The organism is Pseudomonas sp. P8_241 (genome assembly GCF_034008315.1).
Taxonomy (GTDB): Bacteria; Pseudomonadota; Gammaproteobacteria; order Pseudomonadales; family Pseudomonadaceae; genus Aquipseudomonas.
This window is the reverse complement of record NZ_CP125377.1, coordinates 5791631-5817794: the sequence shown is the minus strand read 5'-3', so window position 1 is coordinate 5817794 and position 26164 is coordinate 5791631. Positions and strand designations below refer to the sequence as shown.

Genomic DNA, 26164 nt, shown 5'->3' with positions numbered 1-26164 from the left:
GCACTAGCATTGTCAGCCCTGATCGCTAGATGTTCTCGCCGCCATGTCCCGTCCTCAACGTCCCGTTTCCCGCCGCCCCGGTGTGAAGCCTCCTGCTGCAGCCCCGCGCCGTGTTGCCAAGGCACCGCCAGCGGAGCCGAAACTGATCCTGTTCAACAAGCCGTTCGATGTGCTGACCCAATTCAGTGACGGCGAAGGGCGGGCGACGCTCAAGGATTACATCGATGTACCGGGGATTTATCCGGCGGGGCGACTGGACCGAGACAGTGAAGGTTTGTTGCTACTGACCAACGATGGCCAGCTACAGGCGCGCATCGCCGATCCGAAACACAAGCTTGCCAAAACCTATTGGGTTCAGGTTGAAGGGGAGCCGAGCGCCGAACAGTTGCAGCGCTTGCGTGACGGCGTCGAATTGAATGACGGCATGACCCTGCCCGCCGAGGCGCGTCCACTGGACGAACCCGAATTGTGGCCTCGCAACCCGCCGGTACGCTTTCGTAAAAGCGTACCCACCAGCTGGCTGGAGTTGGTGATTCGTGAAGGGCGCAACCGGCAGGTGCGGCGCATGACGGCGGCGGTCGGTTTGCCGACGTTGCGCCTGGTACGGGTCAGAATCGGCGACTGGACGATCGAAGGGCTCGATCAAGGCCAGTGGAAGGAAGTGCCAGCGCGCTTATAGGGCGCCGGATTCGATCAGGCCGATCACCACGCTCTTGATGATGAACGCTGCCACGCCCAGGCCCAGCACGAAAAACAGAATGAACGAGCCAAAGCGCCCGGCCTTGGACTTCTTTGCCAGATCCCAGACGATGAAACCCATGAAAATGATCAGGATGCTGACCAGTCCGGTCATCATCCACTCTTCGAATACTGCAGGATCCATCGAACATCTCCAGCGCGCAGGCGGCTAAAAAGGGCGCGGGGAGTATACGCCTGCGCGGGTTCACGCTGTATCGACCTGCGTCGGTGTGTCGCAGTCATTCGTCGCCTGTGCCGTCCCCATCGCCGGCAAGCCAGCTCCTACAAGGTCTAGCGCCGGTCACAACGTTGCGAACGACACAAAACCTGTAGGAGCTGGCTTGCCAGCGATAGCGTCCTCAACTGCGCAGATGAGTCAACGGCAGTTCGGTGCTGTTCAATACCTGATTGAGCACAAAACTCGAGCGCACACTGGTCACGCCTTCAATCCGGGTCAGGTGTCCCAGCAGTAGCTTCTGATAGTGATCCATGTCCGGCACCACGACCTTGAGCTGATAGTCGGCGTCCATCCCGGTCACCAGGCTGCATTCGAGCACTTGCGGCAAGGTGCGAATGGCCGCTTCGAAATTCTCGAAACGCTCTGGCGTGTGGCGGTCCATGCCGATCAGCACGTAGGCGGTCAGGCTCAAACCGAGCATTTTGCGGTCGAGCAGGGCGACCTGGCGGGAAATGTAGCCGTCGTCCTCCAATTGCTTGACCCGTCGCGAGCACGGCGAAGGCGACAGGCCGATGCGCTCGGCCAGCTCCTGGTTGGAGATGCGCGCGTCGCGCTGCAATTCCGCCAAAATGCTCAGGTCATAACGGTCGAGCTTGCTCATCAATCAGTCCTTTGTCGTAACTATTGCGATGGATTATCTATCCAGGGTTAAAAATTGCGCAAGTGATGTTTATTTCAGCAATCTTCGCAATCCTCTGCTGGTGCTCCAGGCCTATTCTTATCACCAGAATCACTGCTCGGACAAACAGTCCACAGCCGCTCGCCCAATCAGGCCAGCGGCGGCCGCCGCCCCCCACCGGGGATGTGCCGGCCCCCGAGCTACACACTGTCCAGAAGGCGGCGTGAGGTGAGCCAACGTCAAAAGCGTTGAGCCAGGACGAAGTTCTCAAGGGGAGGCCGACGGGTCTCCCCTTTTTCTTTACCCGTAATTTACCGCCGCCCCTCAATAAATAAGTTTCGTGACTGATAACCTGTTGCAGAACCGGCCTGTGCTTTCCCAGTCTTACGTACAGGCTCTAACCGGCAATGAGGAAAAGCATGAAGTCGCGCATCTGGCGTTTGGCCGGTGTTGGTTTGCTGTGTATCAGTGTCACTGCGCAATCGCTGGCCGATGAGACGCAGAATCGGGGTGGCGATGGCGGACAACATGGCCAGGGCGGCCATCAGGGCAGCAATCAGGGACATGGCGGCAACGATCAACCGCGCCCGCAAAACGGCCAGCAACAGAACAGCGACGTCATTCACGGCGACAACAGTCGCCAATTCGAGCATAACGGCCAGCCCCCGAACGGCCAATCGCAGAACCACCCACCACCAGACTACAACAGCCGGGTTCGCTCCCCGCCACCACCGCCACAATTGCCGGCCAATGACCTGCCGATCCAGGGTAAACCCGACACCGTGCGCCAGACCCAGGAACCTCAACGTGGTTACTATCAGGACCCGCCGCGTCGCAATGATTACAACCAGCATTGGGGCGGCTATGTGGGGGCGCCCAGCCATGACAATCAGTGGCAGGGACGTCCGGGCGGACACGGTAACGGCTGGGGCCCCGGACCCAGATATCGTCCCGGCCAGGTAATCGATCGCTTCCCGGAACGCGACTACCGCGTGCCTTACCGGGGCATGGATTACCACTATTCCGGTGGCTACTGGTACCGCCCACTTGGTCCGCGTTATGTGGTGGTAGAGCCGCCGAGGGGGATTCGTGTCAGCTACTTGCCTGAATACGCCCAGCAAGTCTGGATCGGCGGGGCGCTGCTGTTCCTCGCGGCAGGCTCGTATTACGCCTATCAGCAAAGCACTCAGGATTACGTCGTGGTCGAGCCGCCGGTCGGCAGCCCGCAATCACAACCGGTGCCACCGGCCGGCAGCAATGGTTATGACGTGGTGGCGTATCCGGCCAACGGCCAGTCGCCGGAACAGGTCAGCGGGGATGGTTTCGAGTGTTATCAGTACGCGGTGCAGCAGAGCGGTTTTGACCCGCGCACAGCGACCTATCAGCCAGACCCTTCCGTAGTGCAAAGCTACCAACAAGCCCAGGGAAACTGCCTGAGCAGTCGTGGCTATCAAGTGAATTAGCGAGCCCGTGCGGCGTTCACCACTTCCTGCGGGTCGGCGTGCACCAGCACTTCGGCGCGCGGGTAGGCGCTGTGAATGGCTGCCGCGGCCTGCTCGCTGATGCCATGAGCGACTGACAATGTCAGATCCCCCGGCAATTCCAGATGCAATTGCACGAACCATTGATTGCCGGAGATGCGCGTTCGAAGGTCGTGCGCGCCCAGCACCCCGGGCACGCTGCAAGCCAGTTCCAGCATGTGCTGGCTGACATCCGGTGGCAGCTCTTCATCCATCAACACCGCAAAACTTTCCCGGGCGATCTGCACCGCGCTCCACAGAATGTAGGCAGCGATTCCCAGACCGAACCAGGGGTCGACCTGATGCAGGCCAAACCCGGCCAGCACCAGAGCCACCAGAATGCTGCCGTTGAGCAGCATGTCCGAGCGGTAGTGCAGGGAGTCGGCGCGCACCGCATTGGAACCGGTGGCCTTGACCACACGATATTGAAACATCAACAAGGCCAGGGTCAGCGCGAGCGAGAACACAATCACCGCGATGCTGATCCACGGCGCGCCCACGGGCTCGGGATGTTTCAACCGATCGTAGGCCTGCAACGCAATCAGCACCGCACTGCCACCAATGAACAGCGCCTGGGCCATGCCCGCCAGTGACTCGGCCTTGCCATGCCCGTAGCGATGATCGTCGTCGGCCGGGCGCAGGGCGTAATGCACCGCGAGCAGGTTGAGCAGAGACGTAACGCCGTCGAGTGTCGAGTCGGTGAGGCCGGCGAGCATGCTCACCGAACCGCTCAGCCACCAGGCGATGGCTTTGGCGACGATCAGCGTGCACGCCACCGCCACCGAGGCACGGGTCGCCAACCGCAGCAAGCGGGCGTGTTCGGAGCTGGAGGTCATAGGGACAGCTGTTCCTTAAAGTGATCCTTCACCCGCATGGGTTACGCGGACGGTTGCAGGCCGAGCATCGCCAATTGCTGGGCGCTGCCTTTGCTCTGGATCAAGCGCGGATCGTCCAGCGGAAAGCTGCGGCCCAGTTCACGTTCGAGAATAGTCTGCAACTTGCGGTTATCGACTTTGCCGTCGGCGCCAATGGCTTCCTTGAGCTTTTGCGGTGCAACTTGCGCGGTCTCTCCCGGTGCGTAGTAAATCGCGCCGGTGGCGAAGTCCACGGCGAACGCGATCAATCCGGGAATGATGTAGAACAGCAAGCCCACGGCATCGAGCACGGCAATGGCCGGGTCGATCTTGCCGTCGATCTGGCCACGGCGATCGGGATAGAAAATCGACCCACAGGCGGTCACTTGAGTCAGCAAGGTTGCGACCAGAACACCGCCAATCAGGCGAAAGGGAGCACGCATATGAAATCTCCTGAGTAGAACGCCAAGAACGTTACTGGTTTGAGCCCAGACTACGCCAAACAGTTCGCCGTTATACTCGCCGCTCTGTTTTGGAGCCAGCATGATTTCTTTGCCGATTGATGAAGTTTTACCCGCCCTGCGTGAAGCCCTCGCTACACGCCACGAAGCCGTGCTCGAAGCACCGCCCGGCGCCGGTAAAACCACCCGCGTGCCATTGGCCTTGTTGAACGAACCTTGGCTGGCCGGGCAGACCATCCTGATGCTCGAACCGCGCCGCCTGGCTGCCCGCGCCGCGGCCGAACGGCTGGCCAGCGAGTTGGGCGAGAAGGTCGGCGAAACCGTGGGTTATCGCATTCGACTCGACAGCAAGGTCGGCCCCAACACCCGTATCGAAGTGGTCACCGAAGGCATTCTCACCCGACGGTTGCAGGACGACCCGGCGCTGGAAGGCGTGGGCTTGCTGATTTTCGATGAATTCCATGAGCGTAGTCTCGATGCCGATCTGGCGTTGGCCCTGAGCCTCAACGGCCGGGAATTGTTCCGGGATGACCAGCCGCTGAAAATCCTCTTGATGTCTGCCACCCTCGAAGGCGAGCGCCTGGCCGGGTTGCTCGACGACGCGCCGATCCTGCGCAGCGAAGGGCGCATGTACCCGGTGGCGATGCGCTGGGGGCGGCCGTTTCAGGCCGCAGAGTTCCTCGAGCCGCGTCTGGTGCAGACCATCCTCGAAGCCTTGAGCGACGAGACCGGCAGCGTGTTGGTGTTCCTGCCGGGGCAGGCGGAAATCCGTCGTGTGCATCAACAACTGGCCGATGCCTTGGGCGTAAATACTCAGGTTTTACTCTGCCCGTTGCACGGTGAACTGGACCTGGCCGCGCAGCGTGCGGCCATCGATCCGGCACCGGCGGGCAAACGCAAAGTGGTACTGGCCACCAACATCGCCGAAACCAGTTTGACCATCAACGGCGTGCGCGTGGTCATCGATGCCGGGCTGGCGCGGGTGCCGCGTTTCGATCCCGGCAGCGGCATGACCCGCCTCGACACCCAACGCATTTCCAAGGCCAGTGCTACCCAGCGCGCGGGTCGTGCCGGGCGACTGGAGCCGGGCGTGTGTTATCGCTTGTGGTCGCAGGATCAGCACGAGCAACTGGCCGCTTACGGCAGCGCAGAGATTCTTTCGGCGGACCTCGCAGGGCTGGCCTTGCAACTGGGCCGTTGGGGCGTGACACCGGGGCAATTGGTGTGGCTCGACGTGCCACCCGCGGCCGCTTATGCACAGGCTCAGGATTTGCTGCAGCGCCTCGGTGCGCTGGAGGGGGAAACGCTGACCCGTCACGGTCAGTCCATGGCCGAACTGCCGGCGCATCCGCGCATCGCCCATTTGCTGTTGCGTGGTCAGGCGTTGGGGTTGGCGGACATGGCTTGCGATGTCGCCGCATTGCTTGGCGAGCGCGATATCCTGCGCGGCGCCGGGGCGGATCTGCACAGTCGATTGACCCTGTTATCCGGCGAGGAACGTGCCGCGCGCGGCGCACAGGGCGGGGTACAGCGAGCTCGGCAATTGGCACGGCAGTATCGCGGCTATCTGCGCGGCAAAGCATCCGAACCGGTCAGCGATCCGGATCATCCACGCTGGCTCGGCGCGTTGCTGGCGCTGGCCTATCCGGACCGCGTGGCCCAACAGCGCCGCGCCGGTGGCGCGGAGTATCGCCTGGCCAACGGTCGCGCCGCGTTGTTCGCCGAAGCCGACAGTTTGATGAAGCAGCCGTGGCTGGTGATTGCCGATCTGGGCAGTCGTCAGGGGCAGCGTGAAGAACGGATTTATCTGGCGACGGATTTCGATCCGGCGCTGTTTGATTCAGTGCTGGCCGAACAGGTGCGCTGCGTCGATCAACTGGATTGGGACGAACGCGAAGGTGTGCTGCGCGCCGAGCGCCAGCGTAGGGTCGGGGAGTTGATCCTCAGCCGCGAACCGCTGACCGGCCTCGACGAAAGTGCCCGCAGCCAGGCGTTGGTCAACCTGGTGCGACGCAAAGGGCTGGAGTTGTTGCCGTGGACTCCTGAGCTGCGCCAGTGGCAGGCGCGGGTCGCACTGTTGCGGCAACTGGATCTGACCGGCAAGGGCGAAAGCGAATGGCCGGATGTCAGCGACGCTGCGCTGCTCAAAAGCCTCGAACACTGGTTGATGCCGTATCTGGGCAAGGTTTCGCGACTCAGTCATTTTGCCAATCTCGACCTGTCGAGCATCATTCGCAATTTGTTGCCATGGCCGCTGCCACAACGGCTGGACGAGTTGGCGCCGCACCATTTAAGCGTACCGTCGGGCTCCTCGATTCGTCTGGATTACAGCGAGCAACCGCCGATTCTCGCTGTGCGTTTGCAGGAGTTGTTCGGCCTGGCCGAAACCCCGCGCATCGCCGGTGGTCGGCAAGTGGTGAAACTGCATCTGCTGTCGCCGGCGCGGCGGCCTGTGCAGGTGACGCAGGATCTCGCGAACTTCTGGCGCAGCACCTATGCCGAGGTGAAGAAGGATTTGAAAGGGCGTTATCCGAAACATTATTGGCCGGATGATCCGTTGGTGGCCGAGGCGACTGCGCGGATCAAACCGCGTAAATAATCGCAACGCGATTACGTAGGAGCCGGCTTGCTGGCGATAAGGCCACTGAAATTTGCATCGGCTGCGATGACGCCATCGCTGGCAAGCCAGCTCCTACAGGGGAGGGTGTGAACGTTCGGATTTGGCGGTGAGTTGTTCGCGGCAGTAATCAGCAAACAACTGCGCCGGCTTGGTCAGTTGCCCGCGCTTGAGCCATGCCGCCACCAGCCCTGAACCGGTGACCTCTTCTGCAATGTTCACGCACGCCACTTTCTTCCCGTCGTAGGTGCACTCCGAGTGTGGCTTGGTGACCAGGATCGAGAAGCCGAATCCCTGGCCGACCATGCCGCGCACCATCTCGATGGAAGGCGAGCTGAAGGCGATGCGTGGGGTCAGGCCCAGCTCATCGAACAGGCTGACGAAGTAGGTCCGACTCGGTTGCACGTCCAGAAGAATCATCGACTCCAGGCACAGGTCCCGCAGTGACACCTGAGCCTGTTGGGCAAAGCGGTGATCCGCCGGCAGCAGCGCGTAAGGCCGCTGTGCCGGCATCAAGGGCTCGGTCTGGATGGTGCCGTCGAGGTCGTGTTCATACAGAATCGCCAGGTCGAAGGCGCCGGAGGTCAGGCCCTGCACCAGCTCTTGTTGTTCGCCGTCGCGAATGCGGATCTCCACCCCCGGATACAACGCCGAAAACCCGGCGATCAATTGCGGCAGGTACAGCGGAGCTACGGTTTCGAAACAGCCGATATCGATCTGTCCGGACACTACGTCGTTGTCGGCCAACGCGTTCTGTTCGAACTCCTTGGCCATGCGCAGCAGTTCCTGGGCCTTGCGATAAAAGCGTGCACCGCTGGGGGTCAATGACACGCCCTGGGCGTGGTGGCGGATCAGCAGCTGCACGCCGAAACTGTCTTCCAGCCCTTTGATGGCCGTGGAGATCGAAGGCTGGGCGATGTACAGCTTGCGTGAAGCCTCGGCGACGCTGCCGCACTCGACGGTGGTGATGAAGTATTTCAGTTGACGCAGATTGTAGGCAGCCACAGCAAACCTCGGGGGAGAACGGATCAGGCATCCTGGCAATTTGCGCGCCACCCCTATCCACTCGGGTAGCGATTTGTTGTGTTTGAACAATAACCACATGCTGCGCCAGAAGGGAGATTGGCTACGTAGTTTTTTCTTGGCCTGCGAACACATTTTTACTGGTTTTGCACCGCTCGGGCCTGAGCGACTATCCAATACACAAGAATGTCCTCTGGAGCATCTGAACGTGTTCGATCTTGAGTATTGGCAACGCAAGGCCGCCACAGTGCGGTTTCCCGACCTGGCGGTGATCGACGGTCAACGCCGCCCTGCGCAATCGGGGCGGACATTCGCTTCGATCAATCCTGCCAACGGGCAATGCCTGGCCAACGTTGCCGCCTGCGGCGAAGAAGACGTAAACGTGGCAGTACGCAATGCGCGGCAGGTGTTTGAGGCCGGTACCTGGTCGGCACGCTCGCCGAGCGAACGCAAGCAAGTGCTGTTGCGCCTGGCCGACTTGATCCTGGAAAACCGTGAAGAACTGGCGCTGCTCGATTCGCTGAACATGGGCAAACCGGTCACGGACGCCTACAACATCGACGTGCCGGGTGCCGCCGGGGTGTTCCGCTGGTACGCCGAAAGCCTCGACAAACTCTACGACCAGATCGCGCCGAGTGCGCAGAACGTGCTGGCAACCATCACCCGCGAAGCACTCGGTGTGGTCGCAGCGGTAGTGCCGTGGAATTTCCCGCTGGACATGGCCGCATGGAAACTCGCCCCGGCCCTGGCCGCTGGCAACTCCGTCATTCTCAAACCTGCCGAGCAGTCGCCGTTTTCCGCTCTGCGCCTGGCTGAGCTGGCGCTAGAGGCGGGGATTCCAGCAGGAGTGCTCAACGTGCTGCCGGGTCTCGGCGAACAAACCGGTAAGGCCCTCGGTCTGCACCCGGACGTCGACTGCCTGGTGTTCACCGGCTCCACTAAAGTCGGCAAATATTTCATGCAGTACTCGGCGCAATCGAACCTGAAGCAGGTGTGGCTGGAGTGCGGCGGCAAGAGTGCGAACCTGGTGTTCGCCGATTGTCAGGACCTCGATCTGGCAGCGGAAAAAGCCGCGTTCGGTATCTTCTTCAATCAGGGCGAAGTCTGCTCGGCCAACTCGCGGTTGCTGGTGCAGCGTTCGATTCATGACGAGTTCGTCGAGCGCCTCAAGGCCCAGGCCGAACGTTGGCTACCGGGCGATCCGCTGGACCCGTCGAGCGCCGCGGGGGCCATCGTCGACAACCGTCAGACCGCGCGCATCATGAAGTTCATCCAACAGGCCGAACAGCAAGGCGCGACCAGAGTCTGTGGCGGTCGGCAGTCGATTTTCAACGGCTCTGACAACTTCATTCAGCCGACGATTTTCACCGGTGTGACCCCGGACATGCCGCTGTTTCGCGATGAAGTGTTTGGTCCGGTATTGGCCGTCACGGCGTTCGACGACGAAGCCCACGCGTTGCAACTGGCCAACGACAGCGTCTACGGTCTGGCGGCTTCGCTGTGGACCGACGACCTCAACCGCGCCCATCGTGTGGCGCGACAATTGCGAGCGGGCACGGTGTCGGTCAACAGCGTCGATGCGCTGGACGTGACCGTACCTTTTGGCGGTGGCAAACAGTCCGGTTTCGGCCGCGACCTGTCCCTGCATTCATTCGATAAATACACCCAGTTGAAGACCACCTGGTTTCAATTGCGCTGATAACAAAACGGAGAACCGGCGATGACCACACCACGTGATACCCGCGACTACCAGGCCGCCGACGCTGCGCACCACATCCATGCGTTCGTCGATCAGAAAGCCCTCAACGACGAGGGACCAAGGGTGATGGTCCGTGGCGAGCGCCTGCACCTGTGGGACAACGATGGCCGGCGTTACCTCGACGGTATGTCCGGGTTGTGGTGCACCAACCTCGGCTATGGGCGCAAGGACCTGGCCGCCGCTGCGAGCCAGCAGTTGGAACAGCTGCCGTACTACAACATGTTTTTCCACACCACCCACCCGCAGGTGATCGAACTGTCCGAGCTGCTGTTCAGCCTGCTGCCGGCTCACTACAGCCACGCGATCTACACCAACTCTGGCTCCGAAGCCAACGAGGTGTTGATCCGTACGGTGCGTCGCTACTGGCAGGTGCTCGGCAAGCCCGAGAAGAAAATCATGATCGGCCGCTGGAACGGTTACCACGGTTCGACCCTGGCCGCGACGGCGCTCGGCGGCATGAAATTCATGCACGAAATGGGCGGCATGATTCCGGACATCGAGCACATCGACGAGCCTTACTTCTTCGCTCACGAGGGCAATCTGACCCCGGCCGAATTCGGTCTGCGTGCGGCGCAGCAACTGGAAGCCAAGATTCTTGAACTGGGGGCGGACAAGGTTGCCGGCTTCATCGCTGAACCGTTTCAGGGCGCGGGTGGGATGATCTTCCCGCCGGAAAGCTACTGGCCGGAAATCCAGCGCATCTGCCGCAAGTACGATGTGTTGTTGTGCGCCGATGAAGTGATCGGCGGCTTCGGTCGTACAGGCGAATGGTTCGCCCACGAGTACTTCGGTTTCGAGCCGGACACCCTGTCCATCGCCAAGGGCCTGACCTCGGGTTACATCCCCATGGGCGGCTTGATTCTGTCGAAGAAAATGGCCTCGGTGCTGGTGGAGCAGGGCGGTGTATTTGCCCACGGCCTGACCTACTCCGGGCACCCGGTGGCGGCGGCGGTGGCGATCGCCAACCTCAAGGCCCTGCGCGATGAAGGTGTGGTGACGCGGGTCAAGGACGACATCGGCCCGTACCTGCAACAGTGCCTGCGCGAAGTGTTCGGCAAGCATCCGTTGGTGGGTGACATTCAGGGCACCGGGATGGTTGCGGCGCTGCAACTGGCTGAAGACAAAACCAGCCGCAAGCGCTTTGCCAACGAGAATGACATCGCCTGGCGCTGCCGCACGATTGGTTTCGAGGAAGGTGTAATTATTCGCTCGACGTTGGGGCGGATGATCATGGCGCCAGCGTTGATTGCCAGTCGTGAAGAGATTGACGAGCTGATCGGCAAGACCCTGAAAGCGATGGATCGTACGGCGCAGGAATACGGCCGGCTCTGATATCGCCTGAAGGTTCTTCGGACCTTGATCGCCGGCAAGCCAGCTCCTACAGGGTTTGCGTCGACCCTGTTTTTTGGGTGCGACAAAGAACCGTAGGAGCTGGCTTGCCGGCGATCGCTATTGCACATTCAACACATTCTCCAGGTTCTGCACCCACCTCGGGCATCACCGCCTACAGCGCTCTTTCCCGGTGCGCGCTAAGCAGTATTTTCATCGTCCACATCCACATATTTCCTCATTTTCCTAATCCCGCCCTTGGGCCACCATCGATCTCGCCAGCCCACCGAACGCTGCCCACCGAAGGGTCCCCGAGAGACCACAGGTTGCAGCCGATTCAGGGCTCGCCGTACTGCCCATGACAAAACTAAATCAACAGCTTTGGGAGTGCTCCATGATCAAGTCCTTGCTTACCCGCGTTGCCCATCCACTGGCGGTCACCGCCATCGCCGCGACGGTCGCCACCAGCGCCCAGGCCGGCACCCTGTCCATCGGTCATACCACCTGGGTTGGCTACGGCACCCTTTACCTCGCACAGGACCTTGGCTACTTCAAGGAAAACGGTTTGACCGTCGAGTTGCCGGTGGTCGAGGAAGCGGCGATGTACATGGCCGCGCAAGCGTCCGGCGAGTTGTCCGGCTCGGCGTCGACCATCGACGAGGTGCTCAAGTACCGTCCGCAATTCTGCTTCAAGGCTGTGGCCGCGCTGGATGACAGCCATGGTGGCGACGGCGTGCTGGTCGGCAAGGACGTCAAGAGCCTGCAGGAACTCAAGGGCAAGGCCGTGGCGGTGAACGAAGGTTCGACCTCGCAGTTCTGGCTCTCGTATCTGCTGAAAAAACACGGCATGAGCATGAGCGACATCACTGTGCAGAACATGACGGCCGACGACGCCGCCACTGCATTTATCGCCGGTCGCGTACCGGCCGCCGTGACCTGGGAACCGCACCTGTCGATGGTCCGCGACAAGCAGCAGGGTAAGGTGCTGATCGACAGCAGCAGCACGCCGGGAGTGATCGTCGACGTGGTCGCACTGAACTGCAGCGTGATCGAAAAACAGCCGGAAGACGTCAAGGCGCTGGTGGCCGGTTTGTATAAAGCCGTGCAATACACCAAGGACCATCCGCAGGAAGCCTACAAAATCATGGCCAAGGGGGTCGGCGGTTACCTGTCCGATCCGAAAGAGCTGGAAGCCGCCGCCCAAGGGGTACGTTTCTACGATCAGGCGATGAGCGAAAAACTGTTGGGCTCGCCGGGCCAACCGGGTGACAGCGCACCGCTGATCAAGCTGGCCAACGAGACCGCCAGCGAGCTGCAAGGCAAGCCCTACAACGTCAGCAATGACGACCTGATCGACAACCGCTTCGTCACCCCGCTCTAGGAGGCTGCATGTTCAAGCGCAATTCATGGCTGAGCCGCTGCATAACGCCCAAGACCGGTTTGCCGGTCTCGGTGATCTGGAGCGCGAGCGGCCTGGCCTGGGTGCTGTTGGTCGGGCTGTGGGCCGGGTTGTCCTACGGCGGCGTGGTGCCGGGCATGTTCCTGCCGACGCCGGGCGCGGTGGTCGAGGCCGCCGTGCGGTTGGGTCGCGACGGCACCCTTGGCCAGCATGTATGGGCCAGCGTTGAAGTGGTGATGGTCGGCTTCATTGTGTCGTCCCTGGTGGCGGTGCCGCTGGGGCTGTTGATGGGCAGTTTTCGCATCGTCCAGGCCTTCCTTGAACCACTGGTGAATTTCATTCGCTACCTGCCGGTAACCTCGTTCGTGCCGCTGTTCATCCTGTGGATCGGCATCGGTCTGGAGCAGCGGGTGTCGGTGATCATCTTCGGCGTGTTCTTCCAGCAACTGGTGATGATCGCGGACGTGTCCAAAGGCATCTCCAAGGACCTGATCAACGCCTCCTACACCTTGGGCTCCAATCGCCGCGATGCCGTGCTGCATGTGATCGCGCCGGCTTCCCTCCCCGGTGTGCTCGACACCCTGCGCGTGACCATGGGCTGGGCCTGGACTTACCTGGTGGTGGCTGAACTGGTCGCCGCTTCCAGTGGCCTGGGTTACCTGAGCCTCAAGGCGATGCGCGGCTTTCAGGTGGACGTGATTTTCCTCGCTATCGCGATCATCGGCCTGCTGGGCCTGTTCACCGATCAACTGTTTCGTTTCCTTCGCCTGAGGATCACCGCATGGGCTCAGTAACCGCCGCCACTCATCGTTTTGTCGCCCCTCAGGCTGCCCCGGTGAACGCGCCCCGGCTGCAAGTAGACAAGGTCAGCCTTCGTTACAAGAAACCCGATGGCGGTACTTTTACTGCGCTGGAGGAAGTGTCGTTCGAAGTGCCGGACCAGCAATTCGCCGTGCTCGTCGGGCCGTCGGGTTGCGGCAAGTCGAGCCTGCTGTACCTCACCGCCGGCCTCGCGGAACCGACCTCAGGCGAGATTTACGTCGGCGGCCAGCAAGTCGAAGGCCCGGGCGCGGATCGCGGCATGGTGTTCCAGAGCTACACGCTGTTCCCGTGGCTGACCGTGCGGCAGAACGTCGAATTCGGTCTCAAGCGTCGCGGCATGCCGGCGGCGCAGCGCAAGGACATCGTCGACTATTACGTCAATGAAGTGGGCCTGAGCGGATTTGCCGACAACTACGCCAAGCAGCTGTCCGGCGGGATGATGCAGCGCGTGGCGATTGCCCGGGCATTGGCTAACGATCCGCAGATCCTGCTGATGGACGAGCCCTTCGGCGCCCTCGACAGCCAGACCCGCCTGCAAATGCAGCAGTTGTTGCTGCGGGTGTGGGGCAACAGCAAGAAGACCGTTCTGTTCGTGACCCACGACATCGACGAAGCCATTCTGCTCGGCGACCGGGTGTACGTGATGGGTGCCAGACCTGGACGGATCAAACAGATCCTGGATGTGCCGATAGAGCGTCCACGCAACCTCGATATGGTCATGGAGCGCTCATTCATCGAGATGAAGCGTGAGATCTTCGGGCTGCTGCATGATGATCTGGAAGAGGTGCATTAAGCCGCCAACGCACACCCCCTGTAGGAGCTGGCTTGCCAGCTCCTACAGGTTATGCGTTAAGGCGCAGCCGGGAGTAGGAACCGGGCAATCACCGGCAGGTGATCGGAAATACGCAGCGTATCGTCTTGCCTGACCTGCGCCTCGACCCGTTTGATCCGCGGACTGTAGAACAGATAGTCGACAGTCCGGTCCGGGCCGCTCAGCCCCGTATCATTCGGGTAGTGGGTCAGCCAGCGCTCGCGGTCGATACCTCCGGCCTCGTTGTTGGTCGGGATCATCGGGTACTTGTCCCACAGCACATGCAGCGCGCTGTCGGCGGAGTAGGGCGTGCGTTGATCTTCCGGCAGGCGTCGATACTGGCCCAGCGGCAACAGGTTGAAGTCACCGCCGATCAGCCACGGCGTGCCACGACCTTCGAACTTGTCGAGCATCTTGGCCACGGCGCTTACCTGGGCCTGCAATGTATCGTCGCTCTGGGTGGCGCGGTCCAGATGAGTGTTGAGGACCGCCATCTGCCCGCCATCACTCGACGGCAAGTAGGACACCAGCACGGCGTTTTTGGGATTGAACTGGCGGCTGATCGGGTTGGCCGAGGCGACCGGCAGTTGCAATCGTTCGGCATGTTCGATCTGGAAGCGGCTCAGGGTTGCCAACTGCCGGCCAACGCTGCCGAAGATGTGTGGATCGGGGATGAAATCCGCCTTCCAGTCGAAGGCGTTGGCGCTGCACGGATACAAGTCGGCGACCCGTTCCTGCAGCAGTTTGAGCTGGTGCTGGTAATCGCTGGCCTTGGCACCGTTGTCGAGCTCTTGCAACAGCACCACGTCCGGTTGCTCGTCTCGAATCACCCGCGCCACTTCGTCGAGGCTGAAGGCCATGTCTTCGGGCGTGGGGCTGTCGTCGGTGCCGGCCGCCAGGTCGTTCCAGAACACATAACGCTTGCCGGCCAGGTACTGAACGTTCCAGGTCATCACCTTCAGCGCCTGGCCGGGGACCAGTGTCGGTGCCTTGGAGCTGCAATTGACCGGCAGCACTTCCTTGGCCTCGGGGCGCCAGGTCAGGCTGTAGATCGACAGTGCGAGCAGACCGGTCACAATCATCAGGCCCAGCAGGGTGTAGCGCAGTAGACGGGTCATGGCTCGACTTATTAGCGTTACAAAATTGTTCCCGAGCATACCTGAGCGCGATGGCCGCGCCCACGGTCAGAGCGCTGCGTCATTGTTCTCGGGCAACGGGTTGATCAGCATGAACAGCCGGAAGAGCACAACGCTGGTAAACAGCTGAAGGAAGCTGTGGGCGCTGTCGATCAGCACGGATACCACCGGGTTCTGCGGTTCCGGGTAAGCCGCCAGCGTCAGGCCTTTGAGCAGCCACAACGGTCCCATCACACACAGAATGCACAGCAGGATGCGCAGGAAGTGACCTTTGGTCGTGCGCAGGCTTTCCTTCATCGCGGCCAGTGGCGCCAGGCCACGCAGGACCAGCAGGTATTCACCGAACGCCAAGGTCACCATCAAGTAGATACCCGGCAGGAAGTACAGCGAAAGACCCAGCAGAATCAGTACGGTGTTGAGCGCTGTCAACAGGGCGAAGCGTGGCCACAGGTAAGCGGCCCTCGACAACAGCTCGCGATTGCTCGGCGATTCGCCACGGCTGCGAGCGTCGAGAAACAGAATCAGTGCGGCGGTGTACAGCGGGTACACCAGCAGGCCGACGATCACGCTGATGCCGGGAAAGCTGTCCGGCTCGGTGGAGTGGTCGACCACTTGTTGCAGCAGCGCTTCAAGGATCACCAGCGGCAGGCATAGCTGCACGATCTGACCCAGATTGCGCTTGAAGAAATACAGGGAGTCACGCAGTACATCTAAGGGGTTCATCAGTCGTTATCGCAGGTTGTAATCAGGTGCACACTGTAACCGATGATATGCAGGCGTTAGCAAACGTAAACGTTCGGTAAAGGACATTGAAACATCTTGTTTCAGCCTCCATTAAGGTCGAGCACCTTATCCTTAATGGATAAAGGCAACGATTTTCCCGGCAATCTATGAGGTCGCCATGAACAGCGAAGAACAAACCCTGATCGATGGACTGTTTTCCCGGCTGCAACAAGCCGAATCGGACGCAGCCCCGCGCGACGGCCAGGCCGAGGCGCGGATCAAGGAACACCTGACGCGCCAGCCGGCGGCAGGTTATTTCATGACTCAGGCGATTCTGGTTCAAGAGGCGGCGATCAAGAGTCTCGATGAACAGAACAGGCGACAGACCCAACAGATCCAGCAATTGCAGGCTGAGCTGCAACAAGCCAAGGCGCAGTCGGCCCCGGCCCCTGCAGCGAGCAGCGGCGGCTTTTTGTCGAGCATCTTCGGCGGCGCTACCCGCGATCCACAGCCCGTGCCAACCCAGAGTGCGCCGCCTTCGAACGCTGGCTGGCGTGAACCGGGACGCTCGTCGTTCGGTTCACAGCAGAACTTCGGAGCACCGCAGCACAATTACGCCCCTCAGGCGCCAGCAGCCGGGAGCAGTTTTCTCGGTGGTGCATTGAAAACCGCCGCTGGCGTGGCGGGTGGCGTGATGCTGGCACAAGGCATCAGCAGCCTGTTCCAGCACAATCAGCAACCGCAGGAAGTCGTCGAAGTCATCAAGGAAGAGCCGGCCCAGGTCAACGACCAGAGCAACAACACCTGGGGCGATGATCAGCGTATGGCGGACAACGATCAGGGCGCCGACGCCGACTACGGTGATGAATCGTTCTTCAGCGGCGACGACGATTCTTTCGTCTGATACACCTGTGGCGAGGGAGCTTGCTCCCGCTGGACTGCGTAGCAGGCCCTTTGGGTTCTAAAGCAAGCGCGTTGCTTCGCACCCCAACGGGAGCAAGCTCCCTCGCCACATAGCCGATTATTCGCGGAACATTCCTCAGGGCTGGCATACTGGGCGCCTTTCGGGCCTGGAGCCTGATTTCCGCCTTTGAGGAATGCCGGTGAAAAAAATCGCAGTGTTCGCCGATGTCCAAAACCTCTACTACACCGTGCGTCAGGCCTATGGTTGCCATTTCAACTACGCCGCGCTGTGGGCTGACATCAGCAAACAGGGCGAAATCGTTGAAGCCTATGCCTACGCCATCGACCGTGGCGACAGCAAACAGCAGCAGTTCCAGCAGATCCTGCGCAACCTCGGTTTCACCGTGAAGCTCAAACCCTACATCCAGCGCAGCGACGGCTCGGCCAAGGGCGACTGGGACGTGGGCATTACCCTCGATATCATGGACGCCGCGGACCATGTCGACGAAGTCGTGTTGGCGTCCGGCGACGGTGATTTCGACATGTTGCTCGAACGCATCATCAGTAAACATGGCGTGCAAGCGGTGGCCTACGGCGTCCCAGGCCTGACCGCCAATTCGCTGATCCGCGCCGCCAGCCGCTACGTGCCGATCGAAGGCGCGTTGCTGCTCAAGAATTGATTTTTACGGAGTTGAAACAGGTTTGGAACGCATCGCAGTCATCGACTTTGAAACCACCGGGATCTCCCCAAGCAGCAGCTGCCGGGCCACGGAAATCGCCGTGGTGATCCTTGAACAGGGGCGCATCGTCGAGCGTTACCAGAGCCTGATGAACGCCGGTGTGCGGGTCCCGGCGTTCATCGAGCAACTTACCGGCATCAGCAACGCCATGCTGCGCACCGCGCCGTCGGCGGAGCAGGTGATGAACGAGGTCAATGAGTTCGTCGGCACTACGCCCCTGCTGGCGCACAACGCCGCGTTCGACCAGAAGTTCTGGGATTTTGAACTGGGGCGGATCAAGCGCACCCGGTTGCAGAACTTTGCCTGTTCGCTGTTATTGGCCCGACGTCTGATGCCGGCTGCGCCGAACCACAAACTCGGCACGCTCACCACATTCGCCAACCTGCCAAATACCGGCAAGGCCCACCGGGCGATGGCCGATGCCGAGATGGCGGCCAACCTGACCACCCATCTCGCCGAAGAGTTGTTGAAGAAGCATGGCTTGCGCGAGCTGTCCCATGATTTGCTGTGCAAGTTGCAGAAAGTACCGGCCGCGAAAGTAACCGAGCATCTCCAGCGCTATCGCTGATCCCGAGTACACCGCATATCCGCTGTAGGAGCCGGCTTGCTGGCGAACGCAGTGGATCAGCCAGCATTGGGTTTGAATTTGAATCCGTCATCGCTGGCAAGCCAGCTCCTACATGTAACTATTTGCCATTCCCTTCGATATGCCCCAGCGGCACGCGCTTCTCTATCGCACTCGACAACACAATCGACGTCTTGCTGAACCCGAACGTGGCAATCCGGTTGATCAGCTCTTCCAGCTCCGGCATCGAGCCCACCGCCGCTTGCATGATCACGCATGGGTCACCTGTCACCCGGTGGCATTCGGTCAATTGCGGGATTTTGATCAGGTCGTCGTAGGCCTTCTGGTTGCCGTGCTGGTTCAGGCGCAGTTCGATCACGCACTGGATCGGAAGCCCGAGCTTGGCCATATCGACTTTCGCCTGGTACCCGGTGATCACGCCGCTGGCTTCGAGCTTGGCCACGCGTTCGGCCACCGCCGGGGCGCTCAGGTTGACCTTGCGCGCCAGGTCCGCGTAGGACGCGCGACCGTTTTCCAACAGGGCGCTCAGTAACATGCGGTCATATTTGTCCATCGAGCAGGCTCCTGAAATGACAGACTTTCGAAAGCACGGTTTATTGCAACAAACTCCGTGATTTGAAAAGTGTACTGGCGCTATAAACACGTTTTGTAACTTATTTTCCACCGTTGGCCTTTCTAGAATAGCCGTTCACTTGTCTTGCCTGCGAGCTGTCACCATGCCTGGCCTCCGTCGCTTTCCTTTGCCGTTGATCGCTGCCTTTTTCGCGTTGTACGTGATTTGGGGTTCGACGTATCTGGTGATCCGTATCGGCGTGGAGTACTGGCCGCCGTTGCTGCTGGCGGGTATTCGTTTCGTCATTGCCGGCTCGCTGATGTACGTCTTTCTGCGCTGGCGCGGGGCGCCGGCACCGACCTGGGCGCAGTGGAAAGCGGCAGGTATCATCGGGATCTTGCTGCTGGCGTGCGGTAATGGCGCGGTCAGCGTGGCGGAACACACCGGCGTGGCTTCCGGCGTCGCGGCACTGGCGGTGGCGACGGTGCCGTTGTTTACCTTGCTCTGCGGATATTTCTGGGGCGCACGTAATACCCGTCTCGAATGGGCCGGGATTGTGCTCGGGATGATCGGCATTGCCATGCTCAACCTGGGTTCCAACCTGCAATCGAGTCCATTGGGTGCGGCGTTGTTGATTTTTGCGGCGGCCACCTGGGCGTTCGGCTCGGTGTGGAGCAAACACCTGCCGTTGCCCCAAGGCGCGATGGCCAGTGCCGTGGAAATGCTGGTGGGCGGCGTCGTGCTTCTGATCGCCAGCGCTGCGAGCGGTGAGCACCTGGAGAAAATGCCGCCAATCGAAGGCTGGGCCGCACTGGCGTACCTCACCGTGTTCGGTTCGATCATCGCCTTCAACGCCTACATGTATTTGTTGAAACACGTGCGTCCGGCGGCAGCGACCAGCTATGCCTACGTCAACCCGGCGGTGGCGGTGTTGCTGGGCATCGTGTTTGTCGGTGAAAGCATCGGCATCGAGGAAGCATTGGCCATGCTGGTGATCATCAGCGCGGTGGTGCTGATTGGCCTTCCGCAATGGCGCCGGACACCGCAGCGGCCAGTGGTGACGGCAGTGCCGACAGAATCCCGCGTGAATTAGGGTAAACTGCGCGGCATTGCACACCCGCGCTGAATTTTCCTACGGTACTCCCATGACTTTCGCCTCCCTTGGCCTGATCGAACCCTTGCTGCGCTCCCTTGAGACGCTCGGCTACCAGACGCCTACGCCGGTTCAGGCGCAAGCCATTCCGGCGGTGCTGGCCGGTCGCGACCTGATGGCCGCCGCCCAGACCGGCACCGGCAAGACCGCAGGTTTCGCCCTGCCGCTGCTGCAACTGCTGGCCATGGAAGGGCCGAAAGTCACCGCCAACTCGGTGCGTGCGCTGATCCTGGTGCCGACCCGCGAACTGGCTGAGCAGGTTCACGAAGCCGTGCGCCAGTACGCCGAGAATCTGCCATTGCGCACTTACGCGGTGTACGGCGGCGTCAGCATCAACCCGCAAATGATGAAGCTGCGCAGCGGCGTTGATCTGCTGGTTGCCACCCCGGGCCGCTTGCTCGACCTGTTCCGCCAGAACGCGCTGAAGTTCAACCAGTTGCAAACTCTGGTACTGGACGAAGCCGACCGCATGCTCGACTTGGGCTTTTCCGAGGAGTTGGCGAACATTTACCGTGCGCTGCCGAAGAAACGCCAGACGCTGCTGTTCTCCGCCACCTTCTCCGATGAGATCCGCCTGCTGGCCGGGCAGATGCTCAACGACCCACTGACCGTTGAAGTGAGCCCGCGCAACGTCGCGGCCAACACGGTCAAGCAATGGATCGTGACGGTGGACAAGAAACGCAAGCCGGAACTGTTCGTGCACCTGATGCGCAAGGGCAAGTGGAAACAAGTGCTGGTGTTCGCCAAGACCCGCAACGGCGTGGACGCGCTGGTGGAAAAACTTCAGGGCCTGGGCATCAATGCCGACGGCATCCACGGCGACAAACCCCAGGCAACCCGTCAGCGTGCACTGGACCGTTTCAAGGCGAGTGAAGTGCAAATCCTGGTCGCCACTGACGTGGCCGCCCGAGGCCTGGACATCGAAGACTTGCCGCTGGTGGTCAACTTCGACTTGCCGATCGTGGCCGAGGACTACATCCATCGCATCGGTCGTACCGGTCGCGCGGGTGCGACTGGCGAGGCGATTTCGCTGGTGTGTGCCGATGAAGTGAATTTGCTGTCGGCCATCGAGATGCTGACGCGCCAGACCTTGAAGCGTCAGAGCGAGCCGGATTTTGAACCGGAGCACCGCGTGCCGGACACCGATGCCAGCGGTCAGGTGGTCAAGAAGCCGAAGAAACCGAAGAAGCCAAAGGCTTCGGGCGGCGGCGGCGGTAAACGCAATCTGGGTAAATGGGTCGATAGCGGGGAAGCTGCGCCAGCGGAACCGTCGATCAAGCCTGTGCGAAAAGTGCCGGTGTTCAATACTGGGCCGCGTAAGCGTAAGCCGTAATTTCGCACTGCGTCCGTTAGGCCGTCATCGCCAGCAGGCTGGCTCCCACAGGTTTTTTGTGAACGACACATATCCCCTGTGGGAGCCAGCCTGCTGGCGATGGGAGCTACGCGGTCATTAGCCCTTGCGCTGCAACCACTGCACCATTCCCGATCCGGCCGCTCGCCCACTGGCGAAACACGCGGTCAGCAGATAGCCACCCGTCGGCGCTTCCCAATCGAGCATTTCCCCGGCGCAAAACACGCCAGGTATTTGCTTGAGCATCAAGCGTTCATCCATCGCCTCGAACAGCACACCGCCCGCGCTGCTGATGGCTTCGTCCAGTGGGCGGGTTTTTACCAGCGTCAGGGGCAACGCCTTGATCGCGTTGGCCAGCAGGGCCGGGTCCGTGAAAGTGTCGGCAGGGGTCAGTTCTCGCAGTAGTGCGGCTTTCACGCCATCGATACCCAACTGACTGTGCAAGTGCTTGGCCATGGAGCGTGAGCCCCGTGGCTTGTTCAGCGCAACCTGGATTTTATCCACAGGCCGACCCGGCAGCAGATCCAAATGAATCGTTGCCGAGCCATGCCGGTTGATCGCCTCGCGAATCGGTGCAGACAGGGCGTAGATCAAACTGCCTTCGATTCCGGTGGCGGTGATCACGCATTCACCCAGCCGTGGTACGTCGTCATTGAGGCCAATGGCGATGTTTTTCAGCGGGGCGCCGGCGAATTTGCTGATCATTAAATCGCTCCAGGCCTGCACCTCGAAGCCGCAGTTGCTCGGCTGCAGGGGTGCAAGTCCTACGCCGCGTTGCTCCAACGGCAGCATCCACGCGCCGTCCGAGCCCAGGCGCGACCAACTGCCGCCGCCGAGGGCGAGGAGGGTGGCGTCGGCTTGCACGGTTTTTTCGCCTTCCGGGCTGTCGATGCGCAAGTCACCTTGGTTATTCCATCCCAGCCAACGGTGACGGGTGTGGATAACTACACCGCTGTCGCGCAGGCGCTTGAGCCAGGCGCGCAGCAAGGGGGCGGCTTTCATGTCGGTCGGAAACACCCGGCCGGAACTGCCGACAAAGGTTTCGATGCCCAGGTCATGAATCCATTGGCATAACGCATCGGCACCGAAACCTCTCAGCAACGGTGCGATCTGCGGGGCGCGTTCGGCGTAGCGTGAGAGAAATGCCGGATAGGCTTCGGAATGGGTGATGTTCATGCCGCCGACACCGGCCAGCAGGAATTTGCGACCGACTGAAGGCATGCCGTCGTACAGATCCACCTTGATCCCGGCCTGGCTCAACACTTCGGCCGCCATCAGACCGGCGGGGCCACCACCGATGATGGCGACCGTAGAAGGGGAGGTATTCGAAGGCTGGGTCATGGAGTGCGCTGCGGTTTGGCTGGATAAGCCGCGCATTCTACCAGCCCGATCCCCTGTAGGAGCGAGCGTGCTCGCGATAGCGGTCTGTCAGTAGGTTATGCGTTGAATGTGCCTGCGCCATCGCGAGCAAGCTTGCTCCTACAGGGGGGGGAGCGGTGTTTTTAATGCTGGTTAAAAAATAACCAATTCTCTGTAGTCTGTAAGTAGCAAGGGCTGTAGGCGCTTTCACTCAGGTTATCCACAGGCAGTTCCACAGGCATTGTGGGTAAAGCATCCACACGTCAGTGACAACCTGATGACGCCCAGACGCGCTGCGCGCTGTGATGGAGGATGCCGTGACGACGGGCCAGCGCATGGCGGTCCTTGCTGTAGCCGCCGCCGATCACCCCGACCACCGGGATATCCCGGCCCAGGCAATGGCGCATGACGCTTTCATCGCGGGCGCCAACGCCTTCGTCTGTCAGCTTCAGATAACCCAGGGCGTCGTCTTTGTGCACATCGACCCCGGCGTCGTACAGCACAAGGTCTGGTTGATAGAGGGGCAGCAAGTAATTGAGTGCGTCATCCACCACCCTCAGGTAATCCGTATCACCCATGCCATTGGGCAGCGGAATGTCCCAGTCACTTTCGGCTTTGCGTGCCGGAAAATTTTTCTCACAGTGCAGGGAAACGGTCACCGCTTCGGGAGTGTTGTGCAGAATCCGTGCAGTTCCGTCGCCTTGATGCACATCGCAATCGAAGATCAGCACCCGATTGACCCGACCGCTTTGCAGCAGGTAATGACTGATCACCGCCAGGTCATTGAAGATGCAGAACCCGGCCGGGTAGTCGTAATGAGCATGGTGGGTGCCGCCCGCCAGATGACAGGCCAAGCCGTGTTCCAGCGCTTGTTCGGCCGCCAGTATCGAACCGCCGACTGCCCTAACGGTTCGCCGCGCCAGTGCTTCGCTCCACGGCAGGCCGAGGCGGCGCTGATCTTCGCGGGACAAATCGCCACTCATGTAGCGTTCGATATACGAAGGGTCATGGGCGAGGGCGAGAATCTCTGCCGGGCACAACTCAGGTCGCAGCAAATCAACATCGCGGGTCAGACCACTGTCAATCAAGTGATCGCGCAGCAGGCGAAACTTGTCCATGGGGAAGCGGTGCTCCGCCGGGAACTCGGGACTGTAGTCTTCGTGATAAATCAGTGGCAGTGACATGGTCATTTCGGATAGGAATGAGAGAAGGATCCTACCAGCGTTGTAGACTTGCAGCATGCAAACGGAGGGCGGGGGAACAATGGAGCCGATACTGGAACTTGAGAGTGCGCGATTGTTGTTACGTCAGTGGCGCGACGAGGACTTGCCGGAATTTGCGGCAATGTGTGCCGACTCGCAGGTGATGCGCTACTTTCCAGCCCCCTTGAGTCGATTGGAAAGTGCTTCATTGATCGGGCGAATCCGGGGACATTTTGCCGAGCATGGTTTCGGGCTGTGGGCGCTTGAACGCAAGGACACAGGCCAGTTCATCGGTTTCACCGGGCTTGGCGTCGTCGGCTTCGACGCGCCGTTTACCCCGGCCATTGAAATCGGCTGGCGCCTGGCTCGTGAACATTGGGGGCTGGGCTACGCCAGTGAAGCGGCGTGGACCGCTCTGCGGTGCGGGTTTGATCGCCTTTCGGTCAATGAAATCGTCTCGTTCACCGCTGACAACAATCTGCCATCACAGAAAGTCATGCAGGCAATCGGTATGCAGCATGATCCGGCCGACGATTTCAACCACCCCAAGCTCGCCGTCGATCATCCCTTGCGTCACCATGTGCTGTATCGCATCAACCGTGAGCAATGGCTGCAAACCTTGCATGGATAAGCCTGCTTGGATGTTTACAATGACCCCATAGGCCCAGTCCGGAAATTGAATTGACTGTCGCAGTCAAGACTGCGCGGTAATGTTGTATGTGAGGAGAGTCTGAATGAGCCAAGTGTTGGAAGATCTGGTCGACCTGTTGACCCTGGAACCGATCGAAGAAAACCTGTTCCGTGGCCGCAGCCAGGACCTGGGCTTTCGCCAGTTGTTCGGCGGTCAGGTGCTCGGCCAGTCGCTATCGGCAGCCAGTCAGACGGTTGAAGAGGCGCGCCATGTGCATTCGATGCACGGCTATTTCCTGCGTCCGGGCGATGCCGGTTTGCCGGTGGTGTATCAGGTTGACCGGGTGCGTGATGGCGGCAGTTTCAGCACGCGTCGGGTGACGGCAATCCAGAAAGGCCACCCGATCTTCACGTGCAGTGCGTCGTTTCAATACGACGAAGAAGGCTTCCGGCACCAGACCGAAATGCCGCAAGTGGTCGGTCCGGAAAACCTGCCGTCGGAGCTGGAGATCACTCAGCAGCGCGCACACCTGATCCCCGAGAAAATGCGCGAAAAACTGTTGTGCCCCAAGCCGATCGAATTCCGCCCGGTGACCGAAAAAGATCCCTACAACCCGCTGCCGTGCGATCCGGTCAAGTACGTCTGGTTTCGCGCCGATGGCGCCTTGGCCGACTCCGCGGCGCTGCATAAATATCTGCTGGCCTACGCCTCGGACTTCGGCCTGCTGGTGACCTCGATGCAACCCCACGGCAAAACGGTCTGGCACAAGGACATGCAGGTCGCCAGCCTCGACCACGCGTTGTGGTTCCACCAGGATTTGCGCGCGGACGACTGGTTGCTTTACGCGATGGACAGCCCGTGGGCCGGCAACTCACGCGGGTTCAACCGTGGCAGCGTGTTTAACCGTGCCGGACAACTGGTGGCGTCGGTGACCCAGGAAGGGTTGATTCGTCATCGCAAGGATTGGGCATGAGTCTGGTCGACGTGCGTCATTGGGTGTTTGATATGGACGGCACCTTGACCGTCGCCGTGCACGACTTCGCCGCGATTCGCGTGGCGTTGTCGATTCCTGCCGAGGACGACATCCTGACCCATCTCGCCGCGTTGCCGGCCGATGAAGCGGCAGCCAAACACGCCTGGCTGCTGGAGCACGAACGAGACCTGGCGCTGGGATCGAAACCCGCGCCGGGTGCCGTGGAACTGGTGCGTGAACTGGCCGGTCGCGGTTATCGCCTGGGCATCCTCACGCGCAATGCCCGCGAGCTGGCGCACGTCACGCTGGAAGCTATCGGCCTGGCCGACTGCTTTGCGGTGGAAGATGTTCTGGGTCGCGATGAAGCACCACCGAAGCCGCATCCCGGCGGATTGCTGAAGCTGGCGCAAGCGTGGAACGTGCCGGCCAGCGAATTGGTAATGGTGGGTGACTACCGGTTTGACCTGGATTGCGGTCGGGCAGCGGGAGCGCGGACGGTGCTGGTCAATCTGCCGGATAATCCGTGGCCGGAATTGACCGATTGGCATGCAGCCGATTGTATTGAGTTACGCCAAATGCTTTGCGCATGAGGGCGTTGTTCTCTGCTTGATCGCCATCGCGAGCAGGCTCGCCCTACAGATGATCGCCTTCCAGTGTGGGAGCG

26 protein-coding genes are annotated in these 26164 nt (G+C 60.7%); 16 read left to right on the top strand and 10 right to left on the bottom strand.

What is annotated here, in order from left to right; genetic code table 11:
• Positions 1-43 precede the first annotated feature (43 nt).
• Positions 44-679, top strand: coding sequence for a pseudouridine synthase (locus QMK58_RS26120; RefSeq protein ID WP_053162670.1), 636 nt, complete (start codon positions 44-46; stop codon positions 677-679).
• On the opposite strand, the gene QMK58_RS26115 is transcribed toward QMK58_RS26120, so the two are convergent.
• Both QMK58_RS26115 and QMK58_RS26110 read right to left on the bottom strand, forming a co-directional pair.
• Positions 674-883, bottom strand: a complete 210-nt coding sequence (locus tag QMK58_RS26115; protein WP_003228500.1) for a DUF2788 domain-containing protein — start codon at positions 881-883, stop codon at positions 674-676. The two genes, QMK58_RS26120 and QMK58_RS26115, sit on opposite strands and share 6 nt — an antisense overlap.
• Before the next feature lie 214 nt (positions 884-1097).
• On the bottom strand, positions 1098-1577 hold the full coding sequence (locus tag QMK58_RS26110; protein ID WP_007937367.1) for an Lrp/AsnC family transcriptional regulator: 480 nt from the start codon (positions 1575-1577) through the stop codon (positions 1098-1100).
• Between the two features lie 437 nt (positions 1578-2014).
• On the opposite strand from QMK58_RS26110, the gene QMK58_RS26105 reads away from it, so the two are divergent.
• Positions 2015-3058 carry a DUF6515 family protein gene (locus QMK58_RS26105; protein ID WP_320395617.1) on the top strand — a complete coding sequence of 348 codons (1044 nt, stop codon included), beginning with the start codon at positions 2015-2017 and terminating at the stop codon, positions 3056-3058.
• Here QMK58_RS26105 and QMK58_RS26100 read toward each other — a convergent pair.
• Both QMK58_RS26100 and QMK58_RS26095 read right to left on the bottom strand, forming a co-directional pair.
• Complete coding sequence (locus QMK58_RS26100) at positions 3055-3951, bottom strand: cation diffusion facilitator family transporter (protein ID WP_320395616.1); 897 nt, start codon at positions 3949-3951, stop codon at positions 3055-3057. The genes QMK58_RS26105 and QMK58_RS26100 overlap by 4 nt on opposite strands.
• 41 nt (positions 3952-3992) lie before the next feature.
• Entirely contained in the window at positions 3993-4412 is a 420-nt protein-coding gene (locus QMK58_RS26095; protein WP_320395615.1) for a polyribonucleotide nucleotidyltransferase, read from the bottom strand.
• A 100-nt stretch (positions 4413-4512) separates the two neighbouring features.
• Here QMK58_RS26095 and hrpB point away from each other — a divergent pair, with 100 nt between their 5' ends.
• Positions 4513-7029 carry an ATP-dependent helicase HrpB gene (gene hrpB / locus QMK58_RS26090; protein ID WP_320395614.1) on the top strand — a complete coding sequence of 839 codons (2517 nt, stop codon included), beginning with the start codon at positions 4513-4515 and terminating at the stop codon, positions 7027-7029.
• A gap of 93 nt (positions 7030-7122) precedes the next feature.
• Here hrpB and QMK58_RS26085 read toward each other — a convergent pair whose 3' ends face one another.
• Positions 7123-8052: a LysR family transcriptional regulator gene (locus tag QMK58_RS26085; protein WP_053162658.1), complete on the bottom strand. Its 930-nt coding sequence runs from the start codon at positions 8050-8052 to the stop codon at positions 7123-7125.
• A gap of 226 nt (positions 8053-8278) precedes the next feature.
• Here QMK58_RS26085 and QMK58_RS26080 point away from each other — a divergent pair, with 226 nt between their 5' ends.
• From QMK58_RS26080 to QMK58_RS26060, 5 genes are all read left to right on the top strand, one after another.
• Positions 8279-9769 (top strand): aldehyde dehydrogenase, encoded by a 1491-nt coding sequence (locus tag QMK58_RS26080; protein ID WP_320395613.1) that lies wholly within the window; start codon positions 8279-8281, stop codon positions 9767-9769.
• A 21-nt stretch (positions 9770-9790) separates the two neighbouring features.
• Positions 9791-11161: an aspartate aminotransferase family protein gene (locus QMK58_RS26075; protein WP_053162654.1), complete on the top strand. Its 1371-nt coding sequence runs from the start codon at positions 9791-9793 to the stop codon at positions 11159-11161.
• A gap of 391 nt (positions 11162-11552) precedes the next feature.
• Positions 11553-12539, top strand: a complete 987-nt coding sequence (locus tag QMK58_RS26070; protein WP_053162651.1) for an ABC transporter substrate-binding protein — start codon at positions 11553-11555, stop codon at positions 12537-12539.
• An 8-nt stretch (positions 12540-12547) separates the two neighbouring features.
• Positions 12548-13351: an ABC transporter permease gene (locus QMK58_RS26065; RefSeq protein WP_053162649.1), complete on the top strand. Its 804-nt coding sequence runs from the start codon at positions 12548-12550 to the stop codon at positions 13349-13351.
• Positions 13339-14172: an ABC transporter ATP-binding protein gene (locus QMK58_RS26060; RefSeq protein WP_007975815.1), complete on the top strand. Its 834-nt coding sequence runs from the start codon at positions 13339-13341 to the stop codon at positions 14170-14172. The genes QMK58_RS26065 and QMK58_RS26060 overlap by 13 nt, the downstream gene beginning before the upstream one ends.
• 56 nt (positions 14173-14228) lie before the next feature.
• Here the strand turns inward: QMK58_RS26060 and QMK58_RS26055 are convergent, their stop codons facing one another.
• Together QMK58_RS26055 and QMK58_RS26050 are read right to left on the bottom strand one after the other, a co-directional pair.
• A complete protein-coding gene (locus QMK58_RS26055; RefSeq protein WP_320395612.1) occupies positions 14229-15308 on the bottom strand; it encodes an endonuclease/exonuclease/phosphatase family protein in 1080 nt (359 codons plus the stop codon).
• Between the two features lie 66 nt (positions 15309-15374).
• The gene (locus QMK58_RS26050) at positions 15375-16049 is read right to left on the bottom strand and encodes a YciC family protein (RefSeq protein ID WP_053162646.1); all 675 of its coding nucleotides are present in this window, start codon (positions 16047-16049) and stop codon (positions 15375-15377) included.
• Between the two features lie 178 nt (positions 16050-16227).
• Between QMK58_RS26050 and QMK58_RS26045 the strand changes: the two genes are divergently transcribed.
• From QMK58_RS26045 to QMK58_RS26035, 3 genes are all read left to right on the top strand, one after another.
• Positions 16228-16953 carry a DUF2076 domain-containing protein gene (locus QMK58_RS26045; protein WP_320395611.1) on the top strand — a complete coding sequence of 242 codons (726 nt, stop codon included), beginning with the start codon at positions 16228-16230 and terminating at the stop codon, positions 16951-16953.
• Positions 16954-17152: 199 nt separating this feature from the next.
• Positions 17153-17632, top strand: coding sequence for an NYN domain-containing protein (locus QMK58_RS26040; RefSeq protein ID WP_007946629.1), 480 nt, complete (start codon positions 17153-17155; stop codon positions 17630-17632).
• Positions 17633-17654: 22 nt separating this feature from the next.
• Positions 17655-18260, top strand: coding sequence for a PolC-type DNA polymerase III (locus QMK58_RS26035; RefSeq protein ID WP_053162642.1), 606 nt, complete (start codon positions 17655-17657; stop codon positions 18258-18260).
• Positions 18261-18378: 118 nt separating this feature from the next.
• On the opposite strand, the gene QMK58_RS26030 is transcribed toward QMK58_RS26035, so the two are convergent.
• Entirely contained in the window at positions 18379-18831 is a 453-nt protein-coding gene (locus tag QMK58_RS26030) for an Lrp/AsnC family transcriptional regulator (protein ID WP_007990688.1), read from the bottom strand.
• A gap of 163 nt (positions 18832-18994) precedes the next feature.
• Between QMK58_RS26030 and yedA the strand changes: the two genes are divergently transcribed.
• Positions 18995-19924, top strand: a complete 930-nt coding sequence (yedA, locus tag QMK58_RS26025; protein ID WP_053162640.1) for a drug/metabolite exporter YedA — start codon at positions 18995-18997, stop codon at positions 19922-19924.
• A gap of 52 nt (positions 19925-19976) precedes the next feature.
• Complete coding sequence (locus QMK58_RS26020) at positions 19977-21317, top strand: DEAD/DEAH box helicase (protein ID WP_053162638.1); 1341 nt, start codon at positions 19977-19979, stop codon at positions 21315-21317.
• A gap of 117 nt (positions 21318-21434) precedes the next feature.
• On the opposite strand, the gene QMK58_RS26015 is transcribed toward QMK58_RS26020, so the two are convergent.
• Both QMK58_RS26015 and QMK58_RS26010 read right to left on the bottom strand, forming a co-directional pair.
• A complete protein-coding gene (locus QMK58_RS26015; protein ID WP_177330211.1) occupies positions 21435-22676 on the bottom strand; it encodes a TIGR03862 family flavoprotein in 1242 nt (413 codons plus the stop codon).
• Positions 22677-22957: 281 nt separating this feature from the next.
• Positions 22958-23878: a histone deacetylase gene (locus tag QMK58_RS26010; RefSeq protein ID WP_053162854.1), complete on the bottom strand. Its 921-nt coding sequence runs from the start codon at positions 23876-23878 to the stop codon at positions 22958-22960.
• Between the two features lie 79 nt (positions 23879-23957).
• Between QMK58_RS26010 and QMK58_RS26005 the strand changes: the two genes are divergently transcribed.
• From QMK58_RS26005 to QMK58_RS25995, 3 genes are all read left to right on the top strand, one after another.
• Positions 23958-24527: a GNAT family N-acetyltransferase gene (locus tag QMK58_RS26005; protein WP_053162634.1), complete on the top strand. Its 570-nt coding sequence runs from the start codon at positions 23958-23960 to the stop codon at positions 24525-24527.
• A gap of 103 nt (positions 24528-24630) precedes the next feature.
• Positions 24631-25500: an acyl-CoA thioesterase II gene (gene tesB, locus QMK58_RS26000; RefSeq protein WP_320395610.1), complete on the top strand. Its 870-nt coding sequence runs from the start codon at positions 24631-24633 to the stop codon at positions 25498-25500.
• Positions 25497-26090: an HAD family hydrolase gene (locus QMK58_RS25995; protein WP_053162630.1), complete on the top strand. Its 594-nt coding sequence runs from the start codon at positions 25497-25499 to the stop codon at positions 26088-26090. Before tesB ends, QMK58_RS25995 begins: the two co-directional genes overlap by 4 nt.
• Positions 26091-26164 lie beyond the last annotated feature (74 nt).